Genomic DNA, 22,843 nt, shown 5'->3' with positions numbered 1-22,843 from the left:
CGATGGGTTTAACAACCGATATATCAAAAAATTTTAGTGCTTTGATATAAAATAGAAGTTATTTTTACAATCATCTGATAAAATGTGGTCGTAAGCGGTTTCTCTAATTCATTCATTTTATGGGAGGTTGAAGGAACAACATGAACTCATGGAAAAAACTCTCGTCGATCCTGACGACTGCCGCGCTTTTACTTGGGTGTCTCGGTACAGCAGCAGCAGACCCAGCAACCCATGTGGGAACAGCGGGAACGGCAACGACTCCAGTCAGCGGTAAACACATCACCATCCTACATACGAACGATACCCATGCCCACGTGGTCGCGAATGACAAGGAAATGGGATTCGCCAAGCTGGCGGGCATCATTGATCAGTACCGAGCTTCCAATCCCAATACATTGCTGCTTGATGACGGGGATACCGTTCACGGAACGACCTTCGCTACTTTGGTTAACGGTGAGAGCATTGTGAAAGTGATTAACAAGCTGCGCTATGATGCTATGGTTCCGGGTAACCACGAGTTTAATTATGGTTGGAAGCATCTTGTCGAGCTAAGTAAGGAAATTCAGTTCCCTGTGCTTAGCGCTAATATTAAACAAACAGACGGAACACGTTTGTTCAAACCCTATGTTATTAAAGAAGTTGACGGCGTTAAAATCGGTATTATCGGTCTGACTACGCCAGAAACGGCATATAAGACGAACCCCAAAAATGTGGAGGGTATTCAATTCACCGATCCTGCGGCTGAGGCCAAAGCGGCTGTTGATGAAATCCGCAGCAAAGTAGATGTCGTTGTTGTTCTTGGTCACCTGGGGCAGGATGCGTCTAGTAAGGACACCAGCCTTAAGGTTGTTAAGGAAGTGCCTGGCATTGATATTTTCATCGATGGACACAGCCATACCGTACTGGAAAAAGGCTTGGTTAGTGACAATGGTACATTGATCGCTAGCGCAGGTGAATACACCAAGTATTTGGGTGTTGTGGACTTATGGGTCGACGGCGGTAAGGTTACGCAAAAGCAAGCCAAGCTGATTGATTCGACTCAAGCAGTCGACGTTCAGCCCAACGCTGAGATTGCTGCATTGATCGCCTCCATTCAAAAGGACCAGGAACCTATTCTTAAAGAGGTTGTAACGCAAACGAGTGTGGATCTGGAAGGAGCACGCGAAAAGGTACGTGCAAGTGAAACCAATCTCGGTGACCTGCTCACCGATGCTATGCGTGACATTTCGGGGGCAGACGTAGCTTTAACGAATGGTGGCGGCATCCGGGCTTCCATCAAGACAGGGACAGTAACCAAGGGAGACATCATCACTGTGCTGCCCTTCGGCAACCAGATCGTTACCCTGAAAGTGAAGGGCTCTGACATTCAGGCCGCACTGGAAAATGGTACAGCCTCCTATCCAGAGCCAAGCGGAGGTTTCCCACAGGTATCAGGTATCACGTTCAAAATAGACACATCAGCAGCCAAAGGCAGCCGTGTTCATTCCATTCTGATCGGCGGAAAGCCACTTGATCCTGAGGCAACATACACACTGGCCACCAATGATTTTACTGCCGTAGGTGGTGACCAATATACGATGTTCGCTAAATATCCACAAGCAGGTATGTTCGGCTCGCTTGATGAGGCGTTAATCCGCTATATGCAAAAGGTGGGCTCAGCTAGCCTGCAAGTGCAAGCGGACGGTCGCATTCAAGAAGCCAAAGCTGATGGTAAAATGTCTGTCCCTGCCACACAAGCTGCGCCATCTGCTTCAACCGCAACACCTGCACCTGTGCAGGAAAAGCCGCAACCCGTCTCTACACCGGCTGCGAAACCAGCACCCGCAAAACCTGCACCGGCAAAGTCTCAAACAGCCAAGCCACAGCAGACATCCGATTCTGCGCAAGTTACAAATAGTCATGTATATGTTGTGAAATCCGGGGATACGCTGTATGACATTTCCCGCAAACATGGTACCACCTGGCAACAGCTTCAACAGTTGAATAAGTTGAAGAATCCTCACCGTATTTATCCCGGACAAAAGTTAGATCTCCCGGCCTAATTCGATAGCTAGCAAAGGCAGCATCCTAGTGGTTCCGGATGCTGCCGTAGGTCAGGCGTTTATAGATATGCGATAGTCCAAGCTCATTTGGACATCGCATATTTTTTTTAAAAGCAAACCTTTTAACCGCTGACAAGTTGTGAACCGAGAGGTATGATGGAGAAGAGTCACTCGGGCAAGAACATTCATCCCGATCCCCATCGGGATCAGTTATATGTGTGGAAGGAGTCCAGAAATGCAATACATTATTTACGATCTTGAATTTACCGTTAGTCGTAACGCCAGATATTCCTCCGAAATCATTGATATCGGTGCCGTCAAAGTTGTTCAGGGAGACGATGGCCTATACGTTGCGGATACGTTTCACAGTTTTGTAAGACCCTCGAATCGACCTGTACTCTCTACTGATACCGTTCAGTTCACGGGTATTACTCAACGAGACATTGATGCCGCTCCACTATTTCCTGAAGCTGTGAAGGAGTTCATAGCCTGGTTCGGTACGGATTCCCCTTATTATTTATGCGCATGGGGCCCGGATGACCGTCAGAAGCTGGTATCCCATTGTCGTACCCATCATGTAGATCTCGGATGGATTCATAATACAAATGATATACAGAAGCAGATTTCCCGTCTGCTTGGTTCCAATGGAAAGTACCGTCAGTTGAGCCTGTCTCAGGCGCTGGAATTGTGCAACATTGACTTTGACGGTCAACAACACCGGGCACTGGATGATGCCGTGAACACCGCTCAGGTTTTCATGTACCATTTTGATCGTATTACATTAGTTCATAATGCTGCTGACGATGAGGAAAGCCGTGGATCGAAGCTCGTCTACTCCTCACCTGAAGAAGAGCAGGAACAGTACAGTCCTTTTGGCAATCTCGCCAACCTGTTTAAGGACCGTTAAGCGGATAGCTCCCCGGCCCGTTCCGGGGGATCTCCCCCTGTTATTCTTAATTTCCTGCCTTTTTATCGAAATAGAATGCCCCCCAGGTCCGCAGCATTTCTTGCATTCGTTTGCGGTACCGTAAAGGCTCCAGGATCTCGGCCTCAGCTCCATAGGAAGTGAGCCAATCCAAAAATTCACGGTCATGATTGACCGTCACCTCAAACAACAAACTTCCATCCGGCAAATCCTTAAGAAAAGGCTTGATGAACAGTTCCTCTTCTTTGACCCGATATACAGACTCGGCAGAAAAACGTACCACAAACCGGATATTCTGATTTCCTTTGGTCACCGACCAGGTCCCTTTAAAAAACATTTCCATTTCAGTTGTATTTTTTTGAAACGTATACGGCAAAATTCTCATGTTCCGAAATCGGCTGATCCGAAAGGTTCTCATCGCGGATTGCTTGTGACAAAAACCAAGCATATAGAATCGCCGATCCTGCGGAACCAAACAATAAGGATCCACCTGAACGAGTGAAACATCTTCATTTTGAGGCGAACTGTATTCCGCTTCAATGGTCTGCTGCGTAAGACTCGCTAAAACAATCAGCCTGAGCAGATAGGGCTGGTTTTCCCGATCAAGTGTCGAGCCGAGCCGGACAATATTTTTCATTTCCTGCGCGAAGCTCGTCTGTTCCATCTTTTTTTTCTGACTAGAGGCCATCACTTTCTCATAAGCACTTTCAAAAGCTGGCGGTAAAAGAGGCTTTACCGTTTCCATAATCTCTCCCAGCTTAGTAAAAGCCTCTGCCTCTTCTTCCGTCCAATTCAGAGGATACAAAGCGAAATTGCTAATAAAAATGTACCCCTTGCCATGCCCCATATTCGCAATCGGTATATGCATAGCGCTTAGCGCCTCCATATCTCGGTATATGGTACGTTCTGATGTTTCACAACGTTCGGCAAGCTCTCTTGCCAATATCCCTGGATTTGCCTGAACAATAGTAATAATCCGCATTAAACGTATCAACCGATCAGTCAAGGAAGTCTCTCCTTTACAAAAAGATAGTAAATTAGACTCACTATATTACACAAATAAACTAGCATAATTGCCTATCTCAAAGTATCATTTTCAGTAAAATGAACATCTTCTAGCGATATTGCCTTATTGAAAAAGACTTTAGAACTATACGCTGTAAATGATACAAAAGTACCACTCCATTTATTACGTATAGCCAGAAGCAACTCGGCTTCCTGCAGGTAGTCCATATCATCGCTTCTTGCTGCACGTATAAGTAATTCATCTGCTTGTCTGGTAAGGATGAACGCCCCTTGCTCATATTCCCCTTTCTCGTACATACGCAATGCCTTTTTTACAATAGGGGACGTCTCATTCAGCTTTATGTATTTTTCCACCTTCGGGTTGGATGGAATGCTCAGCAGACCAAGATGATGCGTAAAATGGATGTAGAGCTGGTCTGTCCGGATCATCGTTCGCTTTTCCTGCGATGGCTTGCGCCAGCTCCACTCCATCATTCCAATCGTATGTCTTCCGGACGAGTGAGCCGGTATAGAAAACGTCAAAATAGCCTGTCTATATTTTCCCCGCCGTACATCACCACAGTGAACAAACATGCTATCTCCGTTTTCCGAGCGTTTAAAACCGAGCCTTACCCCTTCAGCTTTTAATAGACTTACCCCGTTTTCTGGAATGAACTGGAGTTGAAGGTCACATCCCGCTGCTTTCGGTATTAGATTTCCTTTTCTTTTACGTTTAGCTCCATAGCCCCATTCTATCAGTAGATTTACTTGTTTGGACCCATTCGCAGATATAGACTCTTTGTCCCATGTGTACGTTACATTGAGCATTGACTTCACCACTGGTAAATTCCCCCTAAAAGAACATGTAACTCTAAATTAACAGTGTTATCTGACACTATATTGTCAGGGAACGTATGTTTGATTGTGAAAATTATACATGGGAATCTTTATGAAGGGGGACCTAGTTTGGTAAATAACATTTTAAACCATTTGAATTACATGAACGCGCAAAAATAGCCCGGCGTATGCCGGGCTATTTTATAGTCTACTTCTATACTTAAACTTATGAGATTGTAGTTTCTGTTAAAGAAACATTCGTTTTTGTGCAAATATCAGATATAGGGGCAAAAGTAGTACTATCTACGACGAGATCCTTTGATAACGGCTTTCCATTTACAGTGATTTTTAAAGTTTTATAGTTTTGTTCTTTCTCATTCATCTTGCAAAATCTCCTTCTATATTAATTTTTAATATATTTCAGTTTATATATTCATATTTAAGACCTGATCAGGTGCGGATCGTTCTTTACTCGTATGCTAGAAAAAATGCCGGAATGTTGCCGCTTCCTTGATATACCCGTTTTTTGGTACACTTAAACTCATATATCGACTTTTTTGAGATCATTTTCTCCGTATTTATCGTCCGTTTCTTCAAAAATCTGCATCCGTATCGTTATATTATACGTAACCATGTCATATGGGTAATGATCTATATCATCTAACATCTTGGTTTATCAAAAGGGGGAACATCTCTTGGCACGACCAACTTGTCGCTTTGCTTTGTATCGCCGCATTGTCTGCGCTGCTATAGCACTTTTGTTTATTTTTGGGATAACTCGTGTACCCGAAGTACATGCTGCTTATTGGGATGATGTATATCAGGGCTTCGAGCAATTTTCGCGGTTACCTGGTGATGTATATCAGCTCAAGGAAAGCTATCGACAAACCCAGGAGGATCTGGAAAAGGCCCGTAACAGCTTAGAAGCCTATCAAGAGCAAAACGCCCAATTGCTGGAGCAAAACCGCAAGCTGACTGACACAGTCACAGAATTAAAAAATCTTCAAACCCAGCGCGATCAGGCTTCACATCGAAATAAATTGCTCATTATCACAGCTATAATTCTGCTGGCCGGTTATTTTATGGGTATCCGACTGTTGCGTTACGGGATGCGTCGACGTTCGGGAAGATACTAACTGTCTGAAAGGATGAAAGGTCTGAATGGACATACAAGCAGGACAACACCATGATGAAAGCGTCGGTTCGGTCGTAACGCTCGATCTGGCGGAAGGAGAAAAGCTGCACGTTCTGCATCCGCAGCAAATCATCGCATACCGCGGACCCAGCTCAGGCCGCAGTGATAAACTGATGAATATTAAGGGCATGTATCGCAAACACAAACTGATTCAGGCCGATTTCACAGGAGCTTGTCGCCTAATTGCTGCACTTCCACCTGGCTTTAGTCTAAAAATGATTAAGCTTGAAGGAAGCGATGATCTGTTATACGATTTTCGCAACCTGTTCTGGTACAGCTCCGGTATCCAAATGCGTACTAAGCTGCTAAGCATGAAAAACATGTTGTTTAGCCGTGATGTTATAAAAATGAAATTTGATGGTGTGGGTCAAATCGGTCTTTTGACGCAGGGATTGGTGTGTCAGGAACAGCTTCATCCGACAGAACCGATATATGTGGATGCGAGCAGCGTCATTGCCTACCCCGAAAACGCCCATCTGGAGTTGACCGTGTACGGCAACCATCTGGCCAGCCAGCATATGAACTATCATTTTAAAATGACCGGACAGGGTACCGTACTATTCCATGCCGGGGAGCATCATCGGCGGCTCCAACAGGATATGAACGACGATGGCGTGATCAAGCGATTTTTAAGGGAAGTCATTCCATTTGGTGGAGTGTTTATCAAATAGCCCTGCCATGCTATAATGACAATGCTAAAGCCGTCTGTCCTCGTGGCAGATACTAATGAAGAAAATCCATGCGTCATGCATGGGAGAGGTTCGCGAACTCCCTCTATAAAAAACTAACGATGCTTTGTCCTCCGCAAGAAAAATGATTTCTCGGGGCAAGGCCTGTTTTTTGTTGAAGTCGGTTCAAGAACTCTCCTTCTTCCAAGTGACAAGACTTGTGTCTTGCACCATTCCAAGAAGATCGAGAGGTTTTTTTATGTTTGCAAACGAAAAAGCAGTCGTCGTATTCAGCGGCGGCCAAGACAGCACAACCTGTTTATTTTGGGCAAAAAAACATTTTGCTGAAGTAGAAACTGTGACGTTCGATTACGGTCAACGCCACAAGCAGGAAATCGAAGTAGCCGCTGGAATCGCCCGCGAACTGGGTGTTCCGCAAACGGTACTGGATATGAGCCTGCTTAATCAACTAGCCCCTAATGCCCTCACACGCACAGACATTGACATTACTCAACAGGAAGGCGAACTGCCTAGCACCTTTGTAGACGGTCGCAACCTACTGTTTCTGAGCTTCGCGGGAGTTCTCGCCAAGCAAAAAGGAGCGCGCCACATCATTACAGGCGTATGTGAGACGGATTTCAGCGGCTATCCTGATTGCCGGGATTCCTTTATCAAATCGCTGAACGTCACACTGAATCTTTCGATGGACTATCCCTTTGTGATTCATACCCCGCTTATGTGGTTGAACAAGGCCGAAACTTGGCACATGGCCGATGAGCTGAAAGCTTTTGAATTTGTAAGAACACGTACACTAACGTGCTATAACGGCGTCATTGGCGATGGCTGTGGCGAATGCCCTGCTTGCAAACTTCGCCGTGCTGGACTGGAGCAATATCTCGCGGTGCGCGGAGCTTCATCCCAAGGAGTTGAAGGTCATGCGTGAGCCAGGTACCTTTCGCATTGTCGATAAGCTCCAAGAGTTCGGGACAGACATTGAGCGCTCTCAGCTGCGTTATCACCGCAAACGTGTACTCGTCAGCAAACAATTTACATTCGATGCAGCACATCATTTGCACTGCTACGAAGGCAAATGCAAAAATCTGCACGGACATACCTATATCGTCGTATTTGGCATAAGCGGCATACCGGGCGAAACGGGTCTAACGCTAGATTTTTGTGACATCAAAACGATCTGGAAAGAGCGGATTGAGCCTTTTCTGGACCACCGTTACTTGAATGAGACGCTTCCTCCAATGAATACAACGGCGGAAAATATGGTCGTCTGGATCTTTGAACAAATGGAGTCAGCCTTGACCTCGGAGGCATACTGCAACCGTGTCGAAGGTGGACGTACCGAGTTTGTACGGTTGTTCGAGACACCTACCAGCTACGCCGAGTTCCGACGGGAGTGGATGCTCGATGAGTAATACCGTGACTACTCACCAACCCATGACAGCCTCCCACGGCACCCAAATAGCCCCTATTCCCGTACTGGAGGTGTTTGGTCCCACTGTTCAGGGCGAAGGTATGGTCATTGGTCGTAAAACGATGTTTGTTCGTACCGCAGGCTGCGATTACCATTGCTCGTGGTGCGACTCCGCCTTTACCTGGGACGGCAGCGCCAAGGATCAGATCCGTCGTCTGAGTGCCACGGACATTTGGCAGGAGCTGAAGGCCATCGGCGGCGAACGCTTTTCGCATGTGACCCTTTCTGGAGGCAATCCTGCCCTGCTACCGCAGCTTGGGGAGCTAATCACCCTGCTGCGCAGTCAAGGCATTGCCACCGCTGTCGAAACACAAGGCTCCCGTTGGCAGGAATGGCTGTACGATATCGATGAGGTAACCCTATCCCCGAAACCGCCCAGCTCGGGTATGACGACCAACTGGGATGTGCTGGATGATATTGTCGCCCGTCTGTCAAACCGGAAGAGGGCTAGTGAGTCCCAAGCGACGTCCCACGTCGCAATCGCAACAGACTTGAAGGAACCCGCTAATGAATCTGCGCGGCTCTATACCGGAGCTTGCAGCTTGAAGGTCGTCATCTTCGATGACACCGATCTTGCCTATGCCCGCACTGTTCACGAGCGCTATCCACACGTACCGCTGTTCCTTCAGACGGGTAATCCAGATGTAAACACGGAGAATACCGGACAGATAGCGGAGTCTCTACTCCATCGTTATGAATGGCTTATCGACCGTGTCATGGACGATTCCCTACTAAACGATGTAAGAGTACTCCCGCAGCTCCACACCCTCGTATGGGGCAACAAACGCGGCGTATAACACTTATATGTAATATATTCCGTATGCACTGTATGTGATACACAAAGGAGAGCATTACTCACTTCTATCCCAACCTACACGTAAACGAGTAGGACTTTATGGTGATGACGGCGGTCGGCAGCGAAGCGGAGACTCAAATCATTCGCGGAGCGACCTCCCACCACCATAACTCCCTCTCTCTTTTACCAAACCAACTTACTTTAAGGAGCCTCATCCATATGACCGGAAGAACACCCGAAGAAATGACCGACGTTACCCTACTTGGCAATCAAGGCACACAATACACTTTCGCCTATGATCCCGCCATTCTCGAAAGCTTTGATAATAAACATCCCTATCGGGATTATTTTGTTAAGTTCAATTGCCCGGAGTTCACCAGCCTGTGTCCGATTACAGGACAACCTGATTTTGCAACCATCTATATCAGCTACATTCCCGATATTAAAATGGTAGAAAGCAAATCCCTTAAGCTGTACCTGTTCAGCTTCCGTAACCACGGCGATTTCCATGAAGACTGCGTCAACATCATCATGAATGACCTAATTAAGCTGATGGACCCTCGCTACATTGAAGTATGGGGCAAATTCACGCCACGCGGCGGCATCTCTATCGACCCGTACACCAACTACGGCAAGCCAGGAACAAAGTATGAACAGATAGCGGAGCACCGCATGATGAATCATGATATGTACCCGGAAAAGATCGATAACCGTTAAGCTCATAATTTTCCTGACATAGCGTAAATATCAAGGGGTTGTCCTAAAGTCATCAAATGACTCAGGGACAACCCCTTCGTTTTACTGAAAGGAGAGTGTGCACGCTTGTGGCGTTACACATCCAGATCAAATCTTGATTTTTTATATTCATACGGTGTTTTACCCATAACTTCTCTAAAAGCTTTTCTGAAAGACTTCTCGTTTGGAAACCCGACCTCGTAAGAAATTTCTGTAAGTGACTTATTAGTTGAATCCAGTAAATCGATCGCCTTCTCCAAACAAAGAATTTGCTTGTATTCGGTAAACGTCTGGCCTGTATATTTATGAAACATTCGCGACAAATAAGCCTCCGAATAACCGCAGATACGGGCCGTTTTGGCCAAGCTAATATTTTCAGTATAATGCTCTTTAATAAAGTCCATGATTGTCTTTATCTTTTGTTGCTTTTCACTGAATACTTCCGGTGGAATGTCTGTCGTCTGACTAAAATGATTGACAAGCAAATATTTCAGTTCAATAATTCGGCTTTGCTCTAAAATGTAGTCGTATTTGCTTTTGGAAATATGTAGATCATATATATCCATAAACAATCCTCTTAATTTAGAGATTATAGGTTCTTCAACTTGTTTCTCTTGCGTGTTTAAATGGATGATTACTTGTTCATTGGCAAAGAAAGTGTCTGGAAATTGCAGCACTATAACCTGGTTCTCCGTAATGCTCTGCGTGGAATGCGGAACATTGCTGTTAATGAATAGCGCATCCTTTTCCATCAAAATAGTTATTTTTCCTTCATGCCACACCTTTAGACTTCCACTTGTACAGTAGATCAACTCCATATTGCTGTGAAAATGCATAGGAATGACTCTTTCTGTATCTCTGGATTGGAACATAAAAAGGTTAATCATTTTTTTTCTGTCTATTTCGATATGTTCATATATTTTTTTCATTACGACACCTCATCAGCCAGCCATGAGTGATCCATCTGTATTCTTTATTAAGGCATAAACTCTTATACTAATACTCATACTATACCGATAGTAAAATGCTCGGACAAGCAGAATCTATTCAACGGACCAAAAATAAAAAAGAAGGCAGTTCTTCCCGCAAACGGGATAATGAACAGCCTTCCTTAGCCTGCTTGCAACTCGGCAAGCAAAAAAATGTTACCCTACACATTCCTGCAACTGATACATTCTAACTTCTCCTACATTGTCTCCTGCCTCAAGTAATACATTGCGTTGGTCTGCATCTTCTATGAAATAACGCAGGGAAAACACTTCTTCACCCTCATTCACAAAGATCTCCAGGCTTGAGCTTTCAATGAATATTTGCATTTTTGCAAGCTTATTATTTAATGATGCTCTTCTGTACTCTCTCTCGCCAGTCAACCAGTTTGTTCTCCAAACTATCAGGCTGTTTTGTTCCTGATCATAGTCAATTTGCACAGCATCCCTTATGATCATTTTAAAATTTTCTGTCAGTAAGGAAAAATCAACAATTAGCTCCGCTTGTGTAGAAGGCAGCACCCACTCACTACTACTTTGAATTTCCCCTTTGTAATGCATGCCATCCAGTCTTAACAATTGTAATTCCGGCAATGGTTTCTGGTACAACACACCGTTCATCAGCACAACTTCTCTAGGAAGTGTTAATGCATGAATCCAGCCCTCCTGAATGGTCGGGACAGCCCTCTCCGCTTCCTCATTCATGGCGCTCATCCATCCGAACATAATGGTTCTGTCATTAACTTTGAATGATTGTGGAGCGTAAAAATCAAATCCTCGATCAAGCTCTTTAAAATCGGAAAGGTCCCCGTTGAATTTGCCTGTATTCGATAATTTGCCAACCATATATCCCGATTGATTAGGATTTTTATAATATTCGCCTCTCTCCGGTAAACCCTGAGGAGAGAAAACAAAAACATCATTTTCGGCAAAATGAAGTACGTCCGGACATTCCCACATATATCCAAATCGGTGGTCATGATCAACAAATGATCCTTGGCATTCCCAATCGGACAAATTTTTAGATTTGTAGATAAGTGTATCTCCAGTCAAATCTTCTCTCTGAGCACCAACAATCAACCACCAGTTCCCGTGTTGGTCTCTCCATACTTTCGGATCTCGAACATGCCTGGTATAACCTTGTGGATGCTCAAACAAAGGACCGATTTTTTGAAAATACTCTCCATCCTCCGAAATCGCGGCGCATTGATAGCTTTCTTTGACTCCATCATCTCGGATTACATTTCCTGTGTAAAACAGATACAGCTTTTCATTATGAACAATGCCCCCGCCCGAATAAATGCCATCCTTGTCATACCATTCCGAAGGCTCCAGCGCGACACTTTTCCTTTGCCAGTGCACCAGATCGCTGGAAACAACATGGCCCCAACATTTATTTTTATGCTCAGTTCCTTTTGGATTCCACTGATAAAACACATGATATTGATGATTGAAATAGGCAAGTCCATTAGGATCATTGAGCAAACCGTAAGGAGGGGTAATATGATATTTCAGGTTATACGCGTCGCTTTTATTCATGCTCATCCTCCGGTAAAAAAACAAAACTAAAACTCAGCAAAATTTCCTGCGAGCTTGACCCGATATAAACATCAAATTCACCGGGTTCACTTTTGTATTGCATTTCACGATCATAAAATTTAAGCATCTCTTCATGAATTGAAAATTCAACATTTTGGGTCTCGCCACTTTGCAAAAAAACTTTTTTAAAGTCTTTTAATTCTTTCACTGGCCTTGCAATACTTGCAAATTTATCGCGAATGTATAATTGGATCGTTTCCTTTCCATCATAAATTCCAGTGTTGGTAACAGAAATACGGATATCAACTGACTCATTTTTCTTCATTTCTTTTTGGCTAATTGTTAATAGGCTGTATTCAAATGAGGTATAAGATTTACCATAGCCAAATGGATACAAGGGTTCATTCACTTCATCTATATATCGGGATGCAAACCGATAAGAGCCATTTTCCTTTAAATTCGGTCTGCCTGTATTCAACTCATTGTAGGATATCGGAATTTGTCCCACGCTCCGTGGAAAGGTCATGGCTAATTTCCCCGATGGATTGACTTCCCCATACAGTATATTAGCCAGTGCTTCTCCGCCCATCGTTCCTGGATACCAGGCTTGAACAATAGCGTCCACTTTTCCGGCTACTTCGGTAAGAATCAAAGGTCTTCCGCTATAAACGATCAGAACCATCTTTTTGCCCTGTAAACTTAATTCATGGAGTAGTTTCATTTGCGGCTTAGGAAGCGTCGGGTTCGTTCGCGATCCCCCTTCTCCGCTCTGATAAATACTTTCTCCCAAGGCGAGGACAATGACATCCGCTTCGTTAGCATTTCGGATTGCTTCGCGCAGCAGGGCCTCCTCATCGACTGTTTCAGCAGCCAGCTTGTCCGCATATTTGCCAAGGGCTTCTCTTGCATTAGCAGGAAGCATGTGCGCCCCTTTGCAAACCGAGAGATTGTCGGGATCAACATGCTTTAATAATCCCATTTTCAAATTGACGGTATCCGCCTCATCCCCCTTAATGGCCCACATACCCAGGGTGGAGTTTTCATCTGCGTAAGGACCGATTAAAGCTACTTTGGTATGTTTAGACAATGGCAGCAGTTGATTTTCATTTTTCAGCAAGACTACGGATTCTTCAGCCAAGGACAGCGCGGCTTTTTTATGTTCATCTGACAGAATGCTGTTTCTCGACCGCTGAACGGTTTCCTGTAATCCGCGGAACGGGTCCTCAAACAGCCCCAAATCATTTTTCAGCTTTAAAATACGGTATACCGCTTCATTCAAAAGCTCCAACATATGCTCGTTATCAGATACTACTTTCTCCAATTGATTGGCGTATACTGCTGTCTTCATATCCACATCAACACTAGCCAACAATGCCAGCCTTGCAGCGGAAGCCTCATCTTCGGCATAACCGTGCATGATCAGTTCTTCTATAGCGGCGTAATCCGAGATCAACACACCATTAAAATTCATCTCTCGTCTTAGCACGTCGCGGTTAAGCCACTCGTTTCCTGTTGCAGGAACGCCATTCAAGGTATTAAAGGCCGTCATAACAAGCTTTGCCCCCGCCTCGATTGCAGCTTGATACCCTGGCAAATAATATTCTCGCAGCGTGTGCTCCGACATATCCACGGCGTTATACTCACGTCCAGCGACAGGTGCCCCATAAGCGGCAAAATGTTTGACGCAAGCGGCAATTTTATTGGCTGGTATGATATCCTCCGAGTTTCTCCCCTGGATCCCCTGAACCATGCTTTCGGCATATTTCTTCGCCAGCAAAGTGTCCTCTCCAGGCGATTCCATCACCCGCCCCCAACGGGGATCTCTAACGATATCTACCATGGGGGAAAAGGTCACGTGCACACCTTCGTCATAACATTCCTGGGCAGCAATCGAACCTGCATGTTCTATACCCTCATAATTCCAACTACATGCTTGTGCAATCGGAATCGGGAAGATGGTTCGATACCCATAGATAATATCTGCCATGAACAGCAGCGGAATTTTATGAATCGATTTTTCCAAATAATCCGTTTGCAGTTGGATAATTTTTTCTGGATTAGTGATGTTCAATATGGAGCCTGTGTTATATATATTGTAGCCGGCGTTTAACCCTAATTTTTTTAAAGGACCCGTCACAACAGTGTCTATATCCCCTTCAAAAAAATCACCGGTCAGTTGGATGAGCTGGCCTATTTTCTCTTCTATTGAAAGGCTGTCCAATTTCTTAAGCAGTGTGTTGTTGTCCATGATTCTCCCCACATCATTTTATTTGTGATCTGTTTTTTCTTTAAACCCAAAGATCCACGTTAGTGCAAATGCCACAGCAAAGCCGATTACACAAACTAAGATATATATGAATATCTGATTGTTCAGGTACAATAACATTCCCGGTAGGGCTGTGATTGACATGCCCGTTGCTTGAACATTAAATATACGTGCGAAGAAACCGCCAACCGCTCCGCCAATCAAGCCCATCAAGAACGGTTTGCCATATCGAATGTTCACCCCAAAGATAGCGGGTTCTGTAATACCCAATAACGCAGACAAGGTAGAAGGATACGCAATGGATTTGGTTTTTACATTTTTAGATTTTAGACCAACAGCCAATGCAGCACCCGCTTGTGCGCAAATCGACGCTGAACTGATCGGGTTCACCATATTCCAACCATTGCCTACTAACATCTGTATTTCAATCAGGTTTAAGGCATGGTGCAGTCCGGTAACTACAATAATCTGATTGATGCCACCGTAAATAAATCCGCCGATGCCGTATGGTAATTTTAAAATGGCGGTAACACCCATTAATATTAAAGTTTCCACCTCGTGAAAAATGGGACCAATCACGAACAATCCTAATACCAGTGTTATTAATAATGTCAGAAACGGTGTCAGAATTAAGTCCAATGCATCCGGGACTGATTTTCTGATTTTCTTCTCCAGCATCGCCCCCACGACACCTATTATGAAAGCAGGCAAAACCGAGCCCTGATAGCCTGCAATTTTAATGAAGCCGAAAAATACTAGTGGTTCCTGAACTTTTTGAGCGACATCCCAAGATGTAGGCAACGAAGGACTTACTAACATTAATCCAATCAACATCCCCAATAGTGGTGATCCACCAAACACCCGGAAGGCCGACCAACATACCAACACGGGTAAAAATGCAAAAGCCGTATCGGTCAATATTTGCGTAAACAATATGAAATTCGCAGAAATATGATCAGGTGTAAGTCCAAATAACTGGAGCAGTGCAGGCTGAGTTACTAAGCCTCTAACTCCCATAAATAATCCTGTAGCTACCAATGCAGGCATAATCGGAACAAATACATCCCCGAAAACACGGATCATTCTTTTGAACCGATTATCACCTTGAGTGGAGGCCATCTCTTTCAAATCAGCCTTTGATGTAGCAGATATGCTTTGGCCAACCATGGCATCGTATACTTTATTTACAGTACCGGTTCCAAAAATAATTTGATATTGCCCAGAGGTAAAGAAAACGCCCTTGGCCTTATCAATATTTTCAATAAATTCATCATCAATAATTTCTCTATCTTTTACAATCAGCCTCAGCCGTGTGGCACAATGTGCCATGGAAATAATATTGTCTTCTCCGCCAAGCCCTTTAATGACATCTTGGGCTATTTTAACGTATTCTTTTTCAAGACTCATCAGTCTCTTCCTTTCCTCTGTTCCTCTTAGTTAGTCTGAATCATTTAAAACTTTTGATCAAATATGCTTCTTAAGAATATCATGACTGCGCTTTCAAACAGCGGGATTATTTTACTACATTAAGGTCAAATTTTGACCTTTTTATATCCTTAATTATAAATGCATACTAGCAACTGGTGCCTGATGAAACAATAAAGTGCACCCTAGAATACATACTGGAATAACCTTCTGGTTTATCCCCGTGTATTTTAAAGGTGCACTTCAATTGTTGTATAGAGAGTTACTTACGTTTTACTTAGTGACTTTCAACTGAGCACTGTGAGCTGTATAGATAACCTTCACTTTATAATTGCTTGGTAAACCTACCGTTTCAATCGAAGAAAATGCTCCATTCCGTTTACCATAAGTTAAGATCGTAGCACCATTAGCCGGCACATATTTGTTAGAGAAATTCAGGCGTAATTTTCCGTTAAGTATAGCTGTTCCCTTCATTTTGAGCACATCATTTTTAGTGCGCAGGTTAAGTTCAAGTGTTCCCTTGGCAGATTGTCTGTAATTTCCGCCAATAATCAGCTTCCCAGAAGCATTTTTAAGAAGAGTTCCCCCATTATTCGTAATTCCGCCACTTCCGAAAGCCGTGTCCGAAGTTCCCTCCAAAGTACCTTGGTCGATCTGTGTACCACCGGAATACGTATTGTTGCCCATTAGCTTCAACGTACCTGTTCCCTTTTTAGTCAGCTTTCCAACGCCAGAAATATTGTTGCGCCAGCGATCCAATGCATTGAAACCACCTTTGGAAGCGTCCATATTTACCGTCACATTATTGGCGAAAGCACCGTAGCCATCCGCAGCGGAAAACAAGTTCAATCGTCCCCATCCCTCAGCATCATCAAGTACAGGATAGCCGGAAGGAATCCCCGTGGTAGCCAAAACCCAACGACGTTGTGTGCTATCCAGGTAAGGCAAGCGTGTCTCCAATAGTACCTCAGCTCCCTTAGGCACTATCATAGGCGTCGCGGTTGGATTAACCTGACTGAATCCGTATGTTAATCGTTGATTATAATTTTTTTTGTTTGTGGCATAATTGCTGAACCGATCTGGAGCTGTACCTTTTTGAGACAGCAGTTGTTTACGAGCATCCTGATAAGCCGCTTTCTTCAAACTGCTATTGGCTGGATCAGACAGGATAGCAGCAGCCATCGCTGTTGCCATGACACGCCCTCCCATAACATCAAGCGGGGAATGCATACCGGCAACAACACGGTTATTGCCCAGCTCCGAAGCTCGCGTCAGCAGTTCTTGATAACGCTCCGGCACGGCGTAGGCCATAGCAATAGAACTGAGATACGCAGCATTGGTATGACCGCTAGGAAAGCCGCCATCGCTAGTAGCATCAGCTTTGAGAGCGGGAATAAGGCTCGGAACAACTACAGAGTTATCGCTCCAGCGAAACGGGCGAGGATAGCTAAAATAAGACTTAGCCGGGTTCGTCGTAGAGTATTCTCCACGCAAGGTATTTACCAGATTTACGATGTTGCCGAGATTGGAGCTTGTACTCCCAGCATTCGTTCCCTCATCTTCGTATTTCTTAGTCAGGGCATCTGCCGGAATGTCGTTGATTGTTGTCGTGGCACCTGCATTCTTACGATATACATCAGTGAGCGAACCCAGCCCGTCGATCACACTGTAGCTCTGGTTTCTGCGATCATCCAAATAAGCCGCATCGGCCTCACTGGAAGTGCGACGGGCAGCGATATCAATCACTTTTTGAATATTGGCGTCCAGCACGCTGCTGTTTAGCTTGGTACCTGTATCCCAGGTAGCGCCGGGAGTCCAAAGCTTATTAAATTCGGAGAGCAACCCGAGAGTCGGATTAGAGCTTTCCGTCTTATTTGCAGAACTATTATTTTTATAATGATCTACGAAATATCCCCACGACGGTTCTGTTGGAGTTACCGCTGTTGGTAGGGTTGCTGCACTCGCATAACTTCCACCCAGGGAACCTAGAAGTAAGGGTAAAGATAGTAATGCAACTGATAATGGTTTCCTTAGCGATTTCATTCTTAAATCAGATCCTCTCTTCTCTTGTGCTCTTCATACTTTCTCTACGGAGCCATTATCTATATAACAAGATGTATGACATAAAGAATCATATCTTAAGTTTGTTAAATCAAGAGCTTAGTTTTGTTAAATGAAAAAAAGGCATCCCAAGATTCGTATATACGAATCTGGAGATACCTCTTTCAAACCGTTATAGAAAATCAGCTACCCTACAGCCATACTTCTATGACTTTGCCATTTACGAAAGCTACTGCCTTGAAATAAAGACTACGATTGCCGTATACCCAGGCTTCGACTTGAGTTCCGTTTGAAGCAGCCCCCTTTTCTCTGACTGTTGGGCTTCCCCATGCGAACTGCACCTGCGTCGTATTCATGCCCAAGCTTACCTCGTTATTTTTAATCTTGTTCCAGATGGCTTGCGACCATTGGTATTTGTTGTACGGATCGTAAGTTAGAAATTGATCGGAATCAGACAGCATTTGTGGAATGCGTGAAGCTCCGATAATGGAAAACGTGTCATAAGTTTCGCCATTAGCCCCCTGGAAAATAACTTCGTAAGATTTAACACCGTTCGGGTCTGTGCTGACTTCGATGTCTTTAACTGTTACCTTGCCAAATCGCTCTCCAGCGTTATAGAAGTTATTGACCCAATAGGTTTTGCCAATTAATTTGGACAGACTCCCCAGATCAATGGCTTTGATAATTTTAGCCGTTTCCGGCGTCTCAATGACCAGCTTGGTAGCGCCCACAGATAATTCGCCTTGCTGACGGTCACGATTCCATTTGAATCCGCCCAACTTCAGATCGGTCAGTAATGTTCCCGGGAATACAACCTGTCCGTTAACCGTTTGAACCTTGCCCTTCAGTGGAACAGGTTTACCATTCACTATCGCGGTGGAACTCCCTTTTTGGAGTACGATATTGTTTTTACCCAGCTTGATCGTAAATGCCTGGTTTGCCACGGTAACAGATCCACCCAGCGTCTTGAACACAGACTGCACAGGCAAATACACACTGCCGTTTAGTATAGCCGCCCCGGTCAAGGTTTGATCAGACGATACCTTTAGTGTAAAAGAAGAGGGTATACCTTCGTTCCGCAGAGATACGGCTGTGCTGCCAATGCCCCTTACTTTGAGTGTACCGGAACCATTCTGCTGTAGCTCGGCAACCTGTGGTTTCTCCACTTCAATCTCACTAGCTTCGGGATGACGTGTTAGTCGATAACCGTTCGAATACGTCTCTTGTACATTTAATTGAATCGTATCGCCGATGGCAGCCTCTTTGGAGGTCGTCAACAAGGACATACCCGTTAATGTAGGCAAACTTAGCGCAGTCGTGGTTCCGTCCTTATAGCCGACCCAAGATCCATCCTTTAATTGTGCAAAAAGTTCGTCAGGCGAATCAACCAACCTTGCAACATTAGATAACCCGCTAAGTTGCACCGCAGGATATTTTTTCAGCCGATCATAGCTCCATACCGTCCCGTCGCGATGTACAGTAATCAAGACATGTGTACCTTTTTTCCACAATATCGAAGTAATATCACTTCCCACTTCACGTGGCGGTTCATTGGTCAGCATATCCAGCATCGTGACATGACCATCTTCCTTAAGTATTGCAGCATACGCCGTACTCATTTTGATATCAAGCGCACCATCTACATGACCTATCTTGCGGGGCTTAGATTCTGCGTACCCTGTGGAATACCATACATCACCGGATCGAGTAAGAACCGTAAAGTAGGTACTTACCTTATCACCGTCTATAGCATCCGATATTCCCTCGACCTGTTCTCTTCCCCAGGAGATCGTCCCATCGGTTTTAATAGCCAGACCCTCTCCGGTAATCTCCTTTACTCCTGAAGATTGGGCCGTCACTTTTGGGTCGGAGTTATCATCCCAGATGGCTACCTTTCCGTCCTCAGTCCAGCCATAATAACCTTGACTCTCGTTTTTGCTGCCTGTAATGCCCTTCAAATTCAATTTCTCAATAGCCGGGCCATCTATACTCTTTCTCCATAAAGAACCATCATCCAGTATGTAGTTATTCCGGTCGATCACGTCTATAATTTTAGCATTTTTCCAAGTGTTGTTCGTCGTTACATTTGCCGCTACTGCTGTTTCTCCAGTGTTTAACGTAGTTCCCACCACCGCTCCACATACCACGGATACTGCCAGCAAAATCATCCCTGCTTTTCTCATCGTGATTCCCCTTTTCTATCTCTATTTCCATATCAGTAACTTGCATAATTCCATTCCCAACGCTCAAAAATACAATATATAAACGAACTAGATCGCTTCGATCTCTATATTACTGATTTGAAAGCCTTTTTGGGATGATACAAAATACTCACATATATATCGGTTTTGGGGATGGTAAATGTTTGAATTTCGATATGCCATTTTAGAAATTCTAACTAAATGGAGCAATGAAGAGTATCCAGCAGGATGGGCAAGCAGTAATGAGTAAAGGTGGCCTTCATCCCACTTTCAGCCATTTGCTGCAAACGGATCGCTTCCTATATCTTAAAATATACATACATATTCGGAGGTTGCCATGACTAGTAAATCTGCTACAAAAAATGAAACGGGCCAATCGCTCCCCCTCCCAGGGCCGCAAGTGAAAGGCACCGTTTTTGCGATTCTGATTGCGATCAGTTTCGTCCATCTGTTCAATGACTCGATTCAATCGGTCATTCCAGCGATCTTTCCGATCTTAAAGGAATCTATGAGCCTGAACTACACGCAGATCGGCTGGATTTCATTCGCGATCAATTTTACAGCTTCAATCATGCAGCCTGTGATTGGCTTGTTTTCGGACAAACGGCCTACGCCCGCTATCCTTCCCATCGGCATGGGCTTTACGCTGACTGGCATGCTGTTGCTCGCCTATGCTGCCGATTATAAAGCGGTGCTGATCGCAGTCATCTTTGTGGGTCTGGGCTCGGCTGCCTTTCACCCTGAAGGCTCGCGCGTATCCCATATGGCGGCCGGGCCGCGTCGGGGATTGGCACAATCCATTTTTCAAGTTGGCGGTAATGCGGGCCAATCGCTGGCGCCGATGCTCACGAGCTGGATTTTTATCCCGTTGGGACAATTTGGTGCGATCTGGTTCACAGGTATTGCGGCAGCGGGAATTGTGGTGCAATCGTTCATCGCACGCTGGTACGGTAACGTCCTACGTACAGAAGGCATTGCACGCAAAAAAGCGGTGGCACGCCGCATGAAGCCCGAAGTGCGTAACCGCGTTATGTTTGCCATGATTGTCCTCATTCTACTGGTATTCGTCCGTTCGTGGTACTCGACCTCGGTCGGAAGCTACTATTCGTTTTACCTGATGGAAGTATTTAAAATGCCATTGGCTGATGCACAGCTTTACATTTTCCTGTTCCTCGGAGCTGGAGCGCTGGGCACCTTCTTTGGCGGTCCGCTCGCGGACCGTTTTGGTAAACGCAATATGATTTTTCTGTCCATGGTATTAGCTGCACCACTCGCGCTGGCACTACCTTATGCTAACCAATTCTGGACGGCAATCCTGCTGGCAATTATCGGATTTATTATGCTGTCTAGCTTTTCGGTCACAGTCGTATATGCACAAATGCTTGTGCCTGGTAAAATCGGGACCGTGTCTGGTCTCATTACGGGCCTGGCTTTTGGCCTTGGTGGTGTGGGCGCACTCGTACTCGGCAACTGGATCGACAAAGTAGGCATCACCCACATCATGTTCCTATGCGGCTTTTTGCCACTGCTCGGCATCTTAACCTTCCTGCTTCCTACAGATAAAACCCTGAACCGCTGGGCGGAAGAAAATGGAGCCGAAGTGTAACAGGCTAACGTGTGGCGGCCATCCTGGCCGCTGCACACCTTTATAGCCAACTAACGTGATTCCTCACTCTCTACTTCTGCCAAACGCATCACAATCCGACGCTTCCGATACAGCATTTTCCCTGCTTCAGCTACATCACTAATAGCACTTCGATTCGCGATAGACCCGAACAAAATGCCCGCAATCGGGACCATTTGAAGCAGCTTTTTCCATCCAAACTGATCACGATAGGTGTTAATGACCTCTCTCCATCCCTGCATCTGGGAAAAAACCTGTGCCTGACGTGAAGGATCATCGAACAAAGCCAGCTCCTCTAATACGGCCTTCTTCCCCACAATATCGGATGAAGCAAATTGCATACATTTAATAATAAAAATGCGTTCCTGCTTATCATGGGGATTAAAGCCATAGCACAAGGCTATTTCCTGAAGCACTTTGAGCGACAAGCCGAGCAAAAGAGGAATATCCGCCGCAATCGTAAACACACCACCAATCCCCGTTGTTGCTCCCTGAGCGGTGGCAAAGGTAATGCGAGCCGATGTCATATCGTCGGCAGTCCGATCCATGATGGTTAGCGGGAGCTCAGCCGCCTGCTTCAACTCCCACATAGGTTCGACACTATATTCTGAATCAACGTTTTCCCCGGCACGAGGCAGGTCCTGCGTATCCGAAGCGGAATCTGCACCATTTTGCTGAATGACATGTTCATGGGCCGTCTTTTTCAGCCTGTTCAGAACCGTTTCTTCCTTCACCAAATATTTGCCGCCGTTCTGAATGAAGCTACCCAACTCGTTAAGGAGTTGCTCCAGCTTGTCTTTAATGATTTTGGGCGTCAGCCGATCCAGCAACATAAAAGGCCATCTGCCGATTTTTTCCCAGAAAAAAATGTCCTTCTGTTCCTTCTCCCATTTTTCAATATTCTTCAACTCATGACGCAATACGTCCTGGCTTTCCCGATATTCTGTAAGCTGCTTCATAAGCGTAGACGTCTCCTTTTGACTATGCTAGTTTATGTATGGGTAATACGTAAGCAAGGCGAGTTCAGGTTTCTTTTTTTAGCAAACTAGATG

General features: G+C 45.0%; 19 protein-coding genes and 1 riboswitch. Of the genes, 9 read left to right on the top strand and 10 right to left on the bottom strand.

All coding sequences use genetic code 11. The features are described 5' to 3' along the window. Positions 1 to 140: 140 nt before the first annotated feature. On the top strand, positions 141 to 2,042 hold the full coding sequence (locus NSQ57_RS05875; protein ID WP_342425776.1) for a 5'-nucleotidase C-terminal domain-containing protein: 1,902 nt from the start codon (positions 141 to 143) through the stop codon (positions 2,040 to 2,042). Between the two features lie 235 nt (positions 2,043 to 2,277). Continuing rightward, positions 2,278 to 2,949: a 3'-5' exonuclease gene (locus tag NSQ57_RS05870; protein WP_342425775.1), complete on the top strand. Its 672-nt coding sequence runs from the start codon at positions 2,278 to 2,280 to the stop codon at positions 2,947 to 2,949. A gap of 46 nt (positions 2,950 to 2,995) precedes the next feature. On the opposite strand, the gene NSQ57_RS05865 is transcribed toward NSQ57_RS05870, so the two are convergent. From NSQ57_RS05865 to NSQ57_RS05855, 3 genes are all read right to left on the bottom strand, one after another. Beyond that, positions 2,996 to 3,973, bottom strand: a complete 978-nt coding sequence (locus tag NSQ57_RS05865) for a WYL domain-containing protein (RefSeq protein ID WP_029516152.1) — start codon at positions 3,971 to 3,973, stop codon at positions 2,996 to 2,998. Positions 3,974 to 4,044: 71 nt separating this feature from the next. Next, entirely contained in the window at positions 4,045 to 4,812 is a 768-nt protein-coding gene (locus NSQ57_RS05860; protein ID WP_029516151.1) for a hypothetical protein, read from the bottom strand. Between the two features lie 223 nt (positions 4,813 to 5,035). Then, the gene (locus tag NSQ57_RS05855) at positions 5,036 to 5,191 is read right to left on the bottom strand and encodes a hypothetical protein (RefSeq protein WP_165144572.1); all 156 of its coding nucleotides are present in this window, start codon (positions 5,189 to 5,191) and stop codon (positions 5,036 to 5,038) included. A gap of 313 nt (positions 5,192 to 5,504) precedes the next feature. On the opposite strand from NSQ57_RS05855, the gene NSQ57_RS05850 reads away from it, so the two are divergent. The 6 genes from NSQ57_RS05850 to queF all read left to right on the top strand — a co-directional run bounded on the left by NSQ57_RS05850 (position 5,505) and on the right by queF (position 9,671). Beyond that, positions 5,505 to 5,945 (top strand): hypothetical protein, encoded by a 441-nt coding sequence (locus NSQ57_RS05850; protein WP_069011543.1) that lies wholly within the window; start codon positions 5,505 to 5,507, stop codon positions 5,943 to 5,945. A gap of 25 nt (positions 5,946 to 5,970) precedes the next feature. Beyond that, on the top strand, positions 5,971 to 6,675 hold the full coding sequence (locus NSQ57_RS05845) for an AIM24 family protein (protein WP_069011542.1): 705 nt from the start codon (positions 5,971 to 5,973) through the stop codon (positions 6,673 to 6,675). Positions 6,676 to 6,754: 79 nt separating this feature from the next. Then, positions 6,755 to 6,798, top strand: a riboswitch (PreQ1 riboswitch). 133 nt (positions 6,799 to 6,931) lie between these two features. Next, positions 6,932 to 7,615 (top strand): 7-cyano-7-deazaguanine synthase QueC, encoded by a 684-nt coding sequence (gene queC / locus NSQ57_RS05840; RefSeq protein WP_025720578.1) that lies wholly within the window; start codon positions 6,932 to 6,934, stop codon positions 7,613 to 7,615. Further along, positions 7,608 to 8,099, top strand: coding sequence for a 6-carboxytetrahydropterin synthase QueD (queD, locus tag NSQ57_RS05835; protein ID WP_342425774.1), 492 nt, complete (start codon positions 7,608 to 7,610; stop codon positions 8,097 to 8,099). Before queC ends, queD begins: the two co-directional genes overlap by 8 nt. Then, positions 8,092 to 8,955, top strand: coding sequence for a 7-carboxy-7-deazaguanine synthase QueE (gene queE / locus NSQ57_RS05830; protein ID WP_342425773.1), 864 nt, complete (start codon positions 8,092 to 8,094; stop codon positions 8,953 to 8,955). The genes queD and queE overlap by 8 nt, the downstream gene beginning before the upstream one ends. 218 nt (positions 8,956 to 9,173) lie before the next feature. Continuing rightward, the gene (gene queF / locus NSQ57_RS05825; protein ID WP_013309106.1) at positions 9,174 to 9,671 is read left to right on the top strand and encodes a preQ(1) synthase; all 498 of its coding nucleotides are present in this window, start codon (positions 9,174 to 9,176) and stop codon (positions 9,669 to 9,671) included. 113 nt (positions 9,672 to 9,784) lie between these two features. Here queF and NSQ57_RS05820 read toward each other — a convergent pair whose 3' ends face one another. The 6 genes from NSQ57_RS05820 to NSQ57_RS05795 form a co-directional block, all read right to left on the bottom strand. After that, on the bottom strand, positions 9,785 to 10,618 hold the full coding sequence (locus tag NSQ57_RS05820) for an AraC family transcriptional regulator (RefSeq protein ID WP_029516146.1): 834 nt from the start codon (positions 10,616 to 10,618) through the stop codon (positions 9,785 to 9,787). Between the two features lie 216 nt (positions 10,619 to 10,834). Continuing rightward, positions 10,835 to 12,214, bottom strand: coding sequence for a glycoside hydrolase family 32 protein (locus tag NSQ57_RS05815; protein WP_342425772.1), 1,380 nt, complete (start codon positions 12,212 to 12,214; stop codon positions 10,835 to 10,837). After that, positions 12,207 to 14,462 carry a beta-glucosidase BglX gene (gene bglX / locus NSQ57_RS05810; protein ID WP_342425771.1) on the bottom strand — a complete coding sequence of 752 codons (2,256 nt, stop codon included), beginning with the start codon at positions 14,460 to 14,462 and terminating at the stop codon, positions 12,207 to 12,209. The genes NSQ57_RS05815 and bglX overlap by 8 nt, the downstream gene beginning before the upstream one ends. Before the next feature lie 18 nt (positions 14,463 to 14,480). Continuing rightward, entirely contained in the window at positions 14,481 to 15,887 is a 1,407-nt protein-coding gene (locus NSQ57_RS05805; RefSeq protein WP_342425770.1) for a sucrose-specific PTS transporter subunit IIBC, read from the bottom strand. A 291-nt stretch (positions 15,888 to 16,178) separates the two neighbouring features. Continuing rightward, positions 16,179 to 17,948: a phosphatase PAP2 family protein gene (locus tag NSQ57_RS05800; RefSeq protein WP_165145383.1), complete on the bottom strand. Its 1,770-nt coding sequence runs from the start codon at positions 17,946 to 17,948 to the stop codon at positions 16,179 to 16,181. A gap of 209 nt (positions 17,949 to 18,157) precedes the next feature. Next, entirely contained in the window at positions 18,158 to 20,149 is a 1,992-nt protein-coding gene (locus NSQ57_RS05795; RefSeq protein ID WP_342425769.1) for a copper amine oxidase N-terminal domain-containing protein, read from the bottom strand. Between the two features lie 355 nt (positions 20,150 to 20,504). Between NSQ57_RS05795 and NSQ57_RS05790 the strand changes: the two genes are divergently transcribed. Continuing rightward, complete coding sequence (locus tag NSQ57_RS05790) at positions 20,505 to 21,773, top strand: MFS transporter (protein WP_029516140.1); 1,269 nt, start codon at positions 20,505 to 20,507, stop codon at positions 21,771 to 21,773. Positions 21,774 to 21,823: 50 nt separating this feature from the next. On the opposite strand, the gene NSQ57_RS05785 is transcribed toward NSQ57_RS05790, so the two are convergent. Continuing rightward, positions 21,824 to 22,750 carry an EcsC family protein gene (locus tag NSQ57_RS05785; RefSeq protein WP_342425768.1) on the bottom strand — a complete coding sequence of 309 codons (927 nt, stop codon included), beginning with the start codon at positions 22,748 to 22,750 and terminating at the stop codon, positions 21,824 to 21,826. Between the last annotated feature and the right edge of the window lie 93 nt (positions 22,751 to 22,843).

Origin of the sequence: Paenibacillus sp. FSL L8-0502 (assembly GCF_038593055.1) — a bacterium.
GTDB classification, from domain to species: domain Bacteria; phylum Bacillota; class Bacilli; order Paenibacillales; family Paenibacillaceae; genus Paenibacillus; species Paenibacillus polymyxa_D.
The sequence above is the reverse complement of the archived record's forward strand: the minus strand, read 5'-3'. Positions and strand labels throughout refer to the sequence as shown.

Excerpts from the sequence above, each read along its gene's own strand:
- NSQ57_RS05845 (WP_069011542.1), top strand. The coding sequence starts at position 5,971 with ATGGACATACAAGCAGGACAACACCATGATGAAAGCGTCGGTTCGGTC.
- queC (WP_025720578.1), top strand. The coding sequence starts at position 6,932 with ATGTTTGCAAACGAAAAAGCAGTCGTCGTATTCAGCGGCGGCCAAGAC.
- NSQ57_RS05790 (WP_029516140.1), top strand. The coding sequence starts at position 20,505 with ATGACTAGTAAATCTGCTACAAAAAATGAAACGGGCCAATCGCTCCCC.
- NSQ57_RS05805 (WP_342425770.1), bottom strand. The coding sequence starts at position 15,887 with ATGAGTCTTGAAAAAGAATACGTTAAAATAGCCCAAGATGTCATTAAA.
- NSQ57_RS05875 (WP_342425776.1), top strand. The coding sequence starts at position 141 with ATGAACTCATGGAAAAAACTCTCGTCGATCCTGACGACTGCCGCGCTT.
- queF (WP_013309106.1), top strand. The coding sequence starts at position 9,174 with ATGACCGGAAGAACACCCGAAGAAATGACCGACGTTACCCTACTTGGC.
- NSQ57_RS05815 (WP_342425772.1), bottom strand. The coding sequence starts at position 12,214 with ATGAATAAAAGCGACGCGTATAACCTGAAATATCATATTACCCCTCCT.
- NSQ57_RS05800 (WP_165145383.1), bottom strand. The coding sequence starts at position 17,948 with ATGAAATCGCTAAGGAAACCATTATCAGTTGCATTACTATCTTTACCC.
- queE (WP_342425773.1), top strand. The coding sequence starts at position 8,092 with ATGAGTAATACCGTGACTACTCACCAACCCATGACAGCCTCCCACGGC.
- NSQ57_RS05795 (WP_342425769.1), bottom strand. The coding sequence starts at position 20,149 with ATGAGAAAAGCAGGGATGATTTTGCTGGCAGTATCCGTGGTATGTGGA.
- NSQ57_RS05785 (WP_342425768.1), bottom strand. The coding sequence starts at position 22,750 with ATGAAGCAGCTTACAGAATATCGGGAAAGCCAGGACGTATTGCGTCAT.
- queD (WP_342425774.1), top strand. The coding sequence starts at position 7,608 with ATGCGTGAGCCAGGTACCTTTCGCATTGTCGATAAGCTCCAAGAGTTC.
- NSQ57_RS05820 (WP_029516146.1), bottom strand. The coding sequence starts at position 10,618 with ATGAAAAAAATATATGAACATATCGAAATAGACAGAAAAAAAATGATT.
- bglX (WP_342425771.1), bottom strand. The coding sequence starts at position 14,462 with ATGGACAACAACACACTGCTTAAGAAATTGGACAGCCTTTCAATAGAA.
- NSQ57_RS05855 (WP_165144572.1), bottom strand. The coding sequence starts at position 5,191 with ATGAATGAGAAAGAACAAAACTATAAAACTTTAAAAATCACTGTAAAT.
- NSQ57_RS05870 (WP_342425775.1), top strand. The coding sequence starts at position 2,278 with ATGCAATACATTATTTACGATCTTGAATTTACCGTTAGTCGTAACGCC.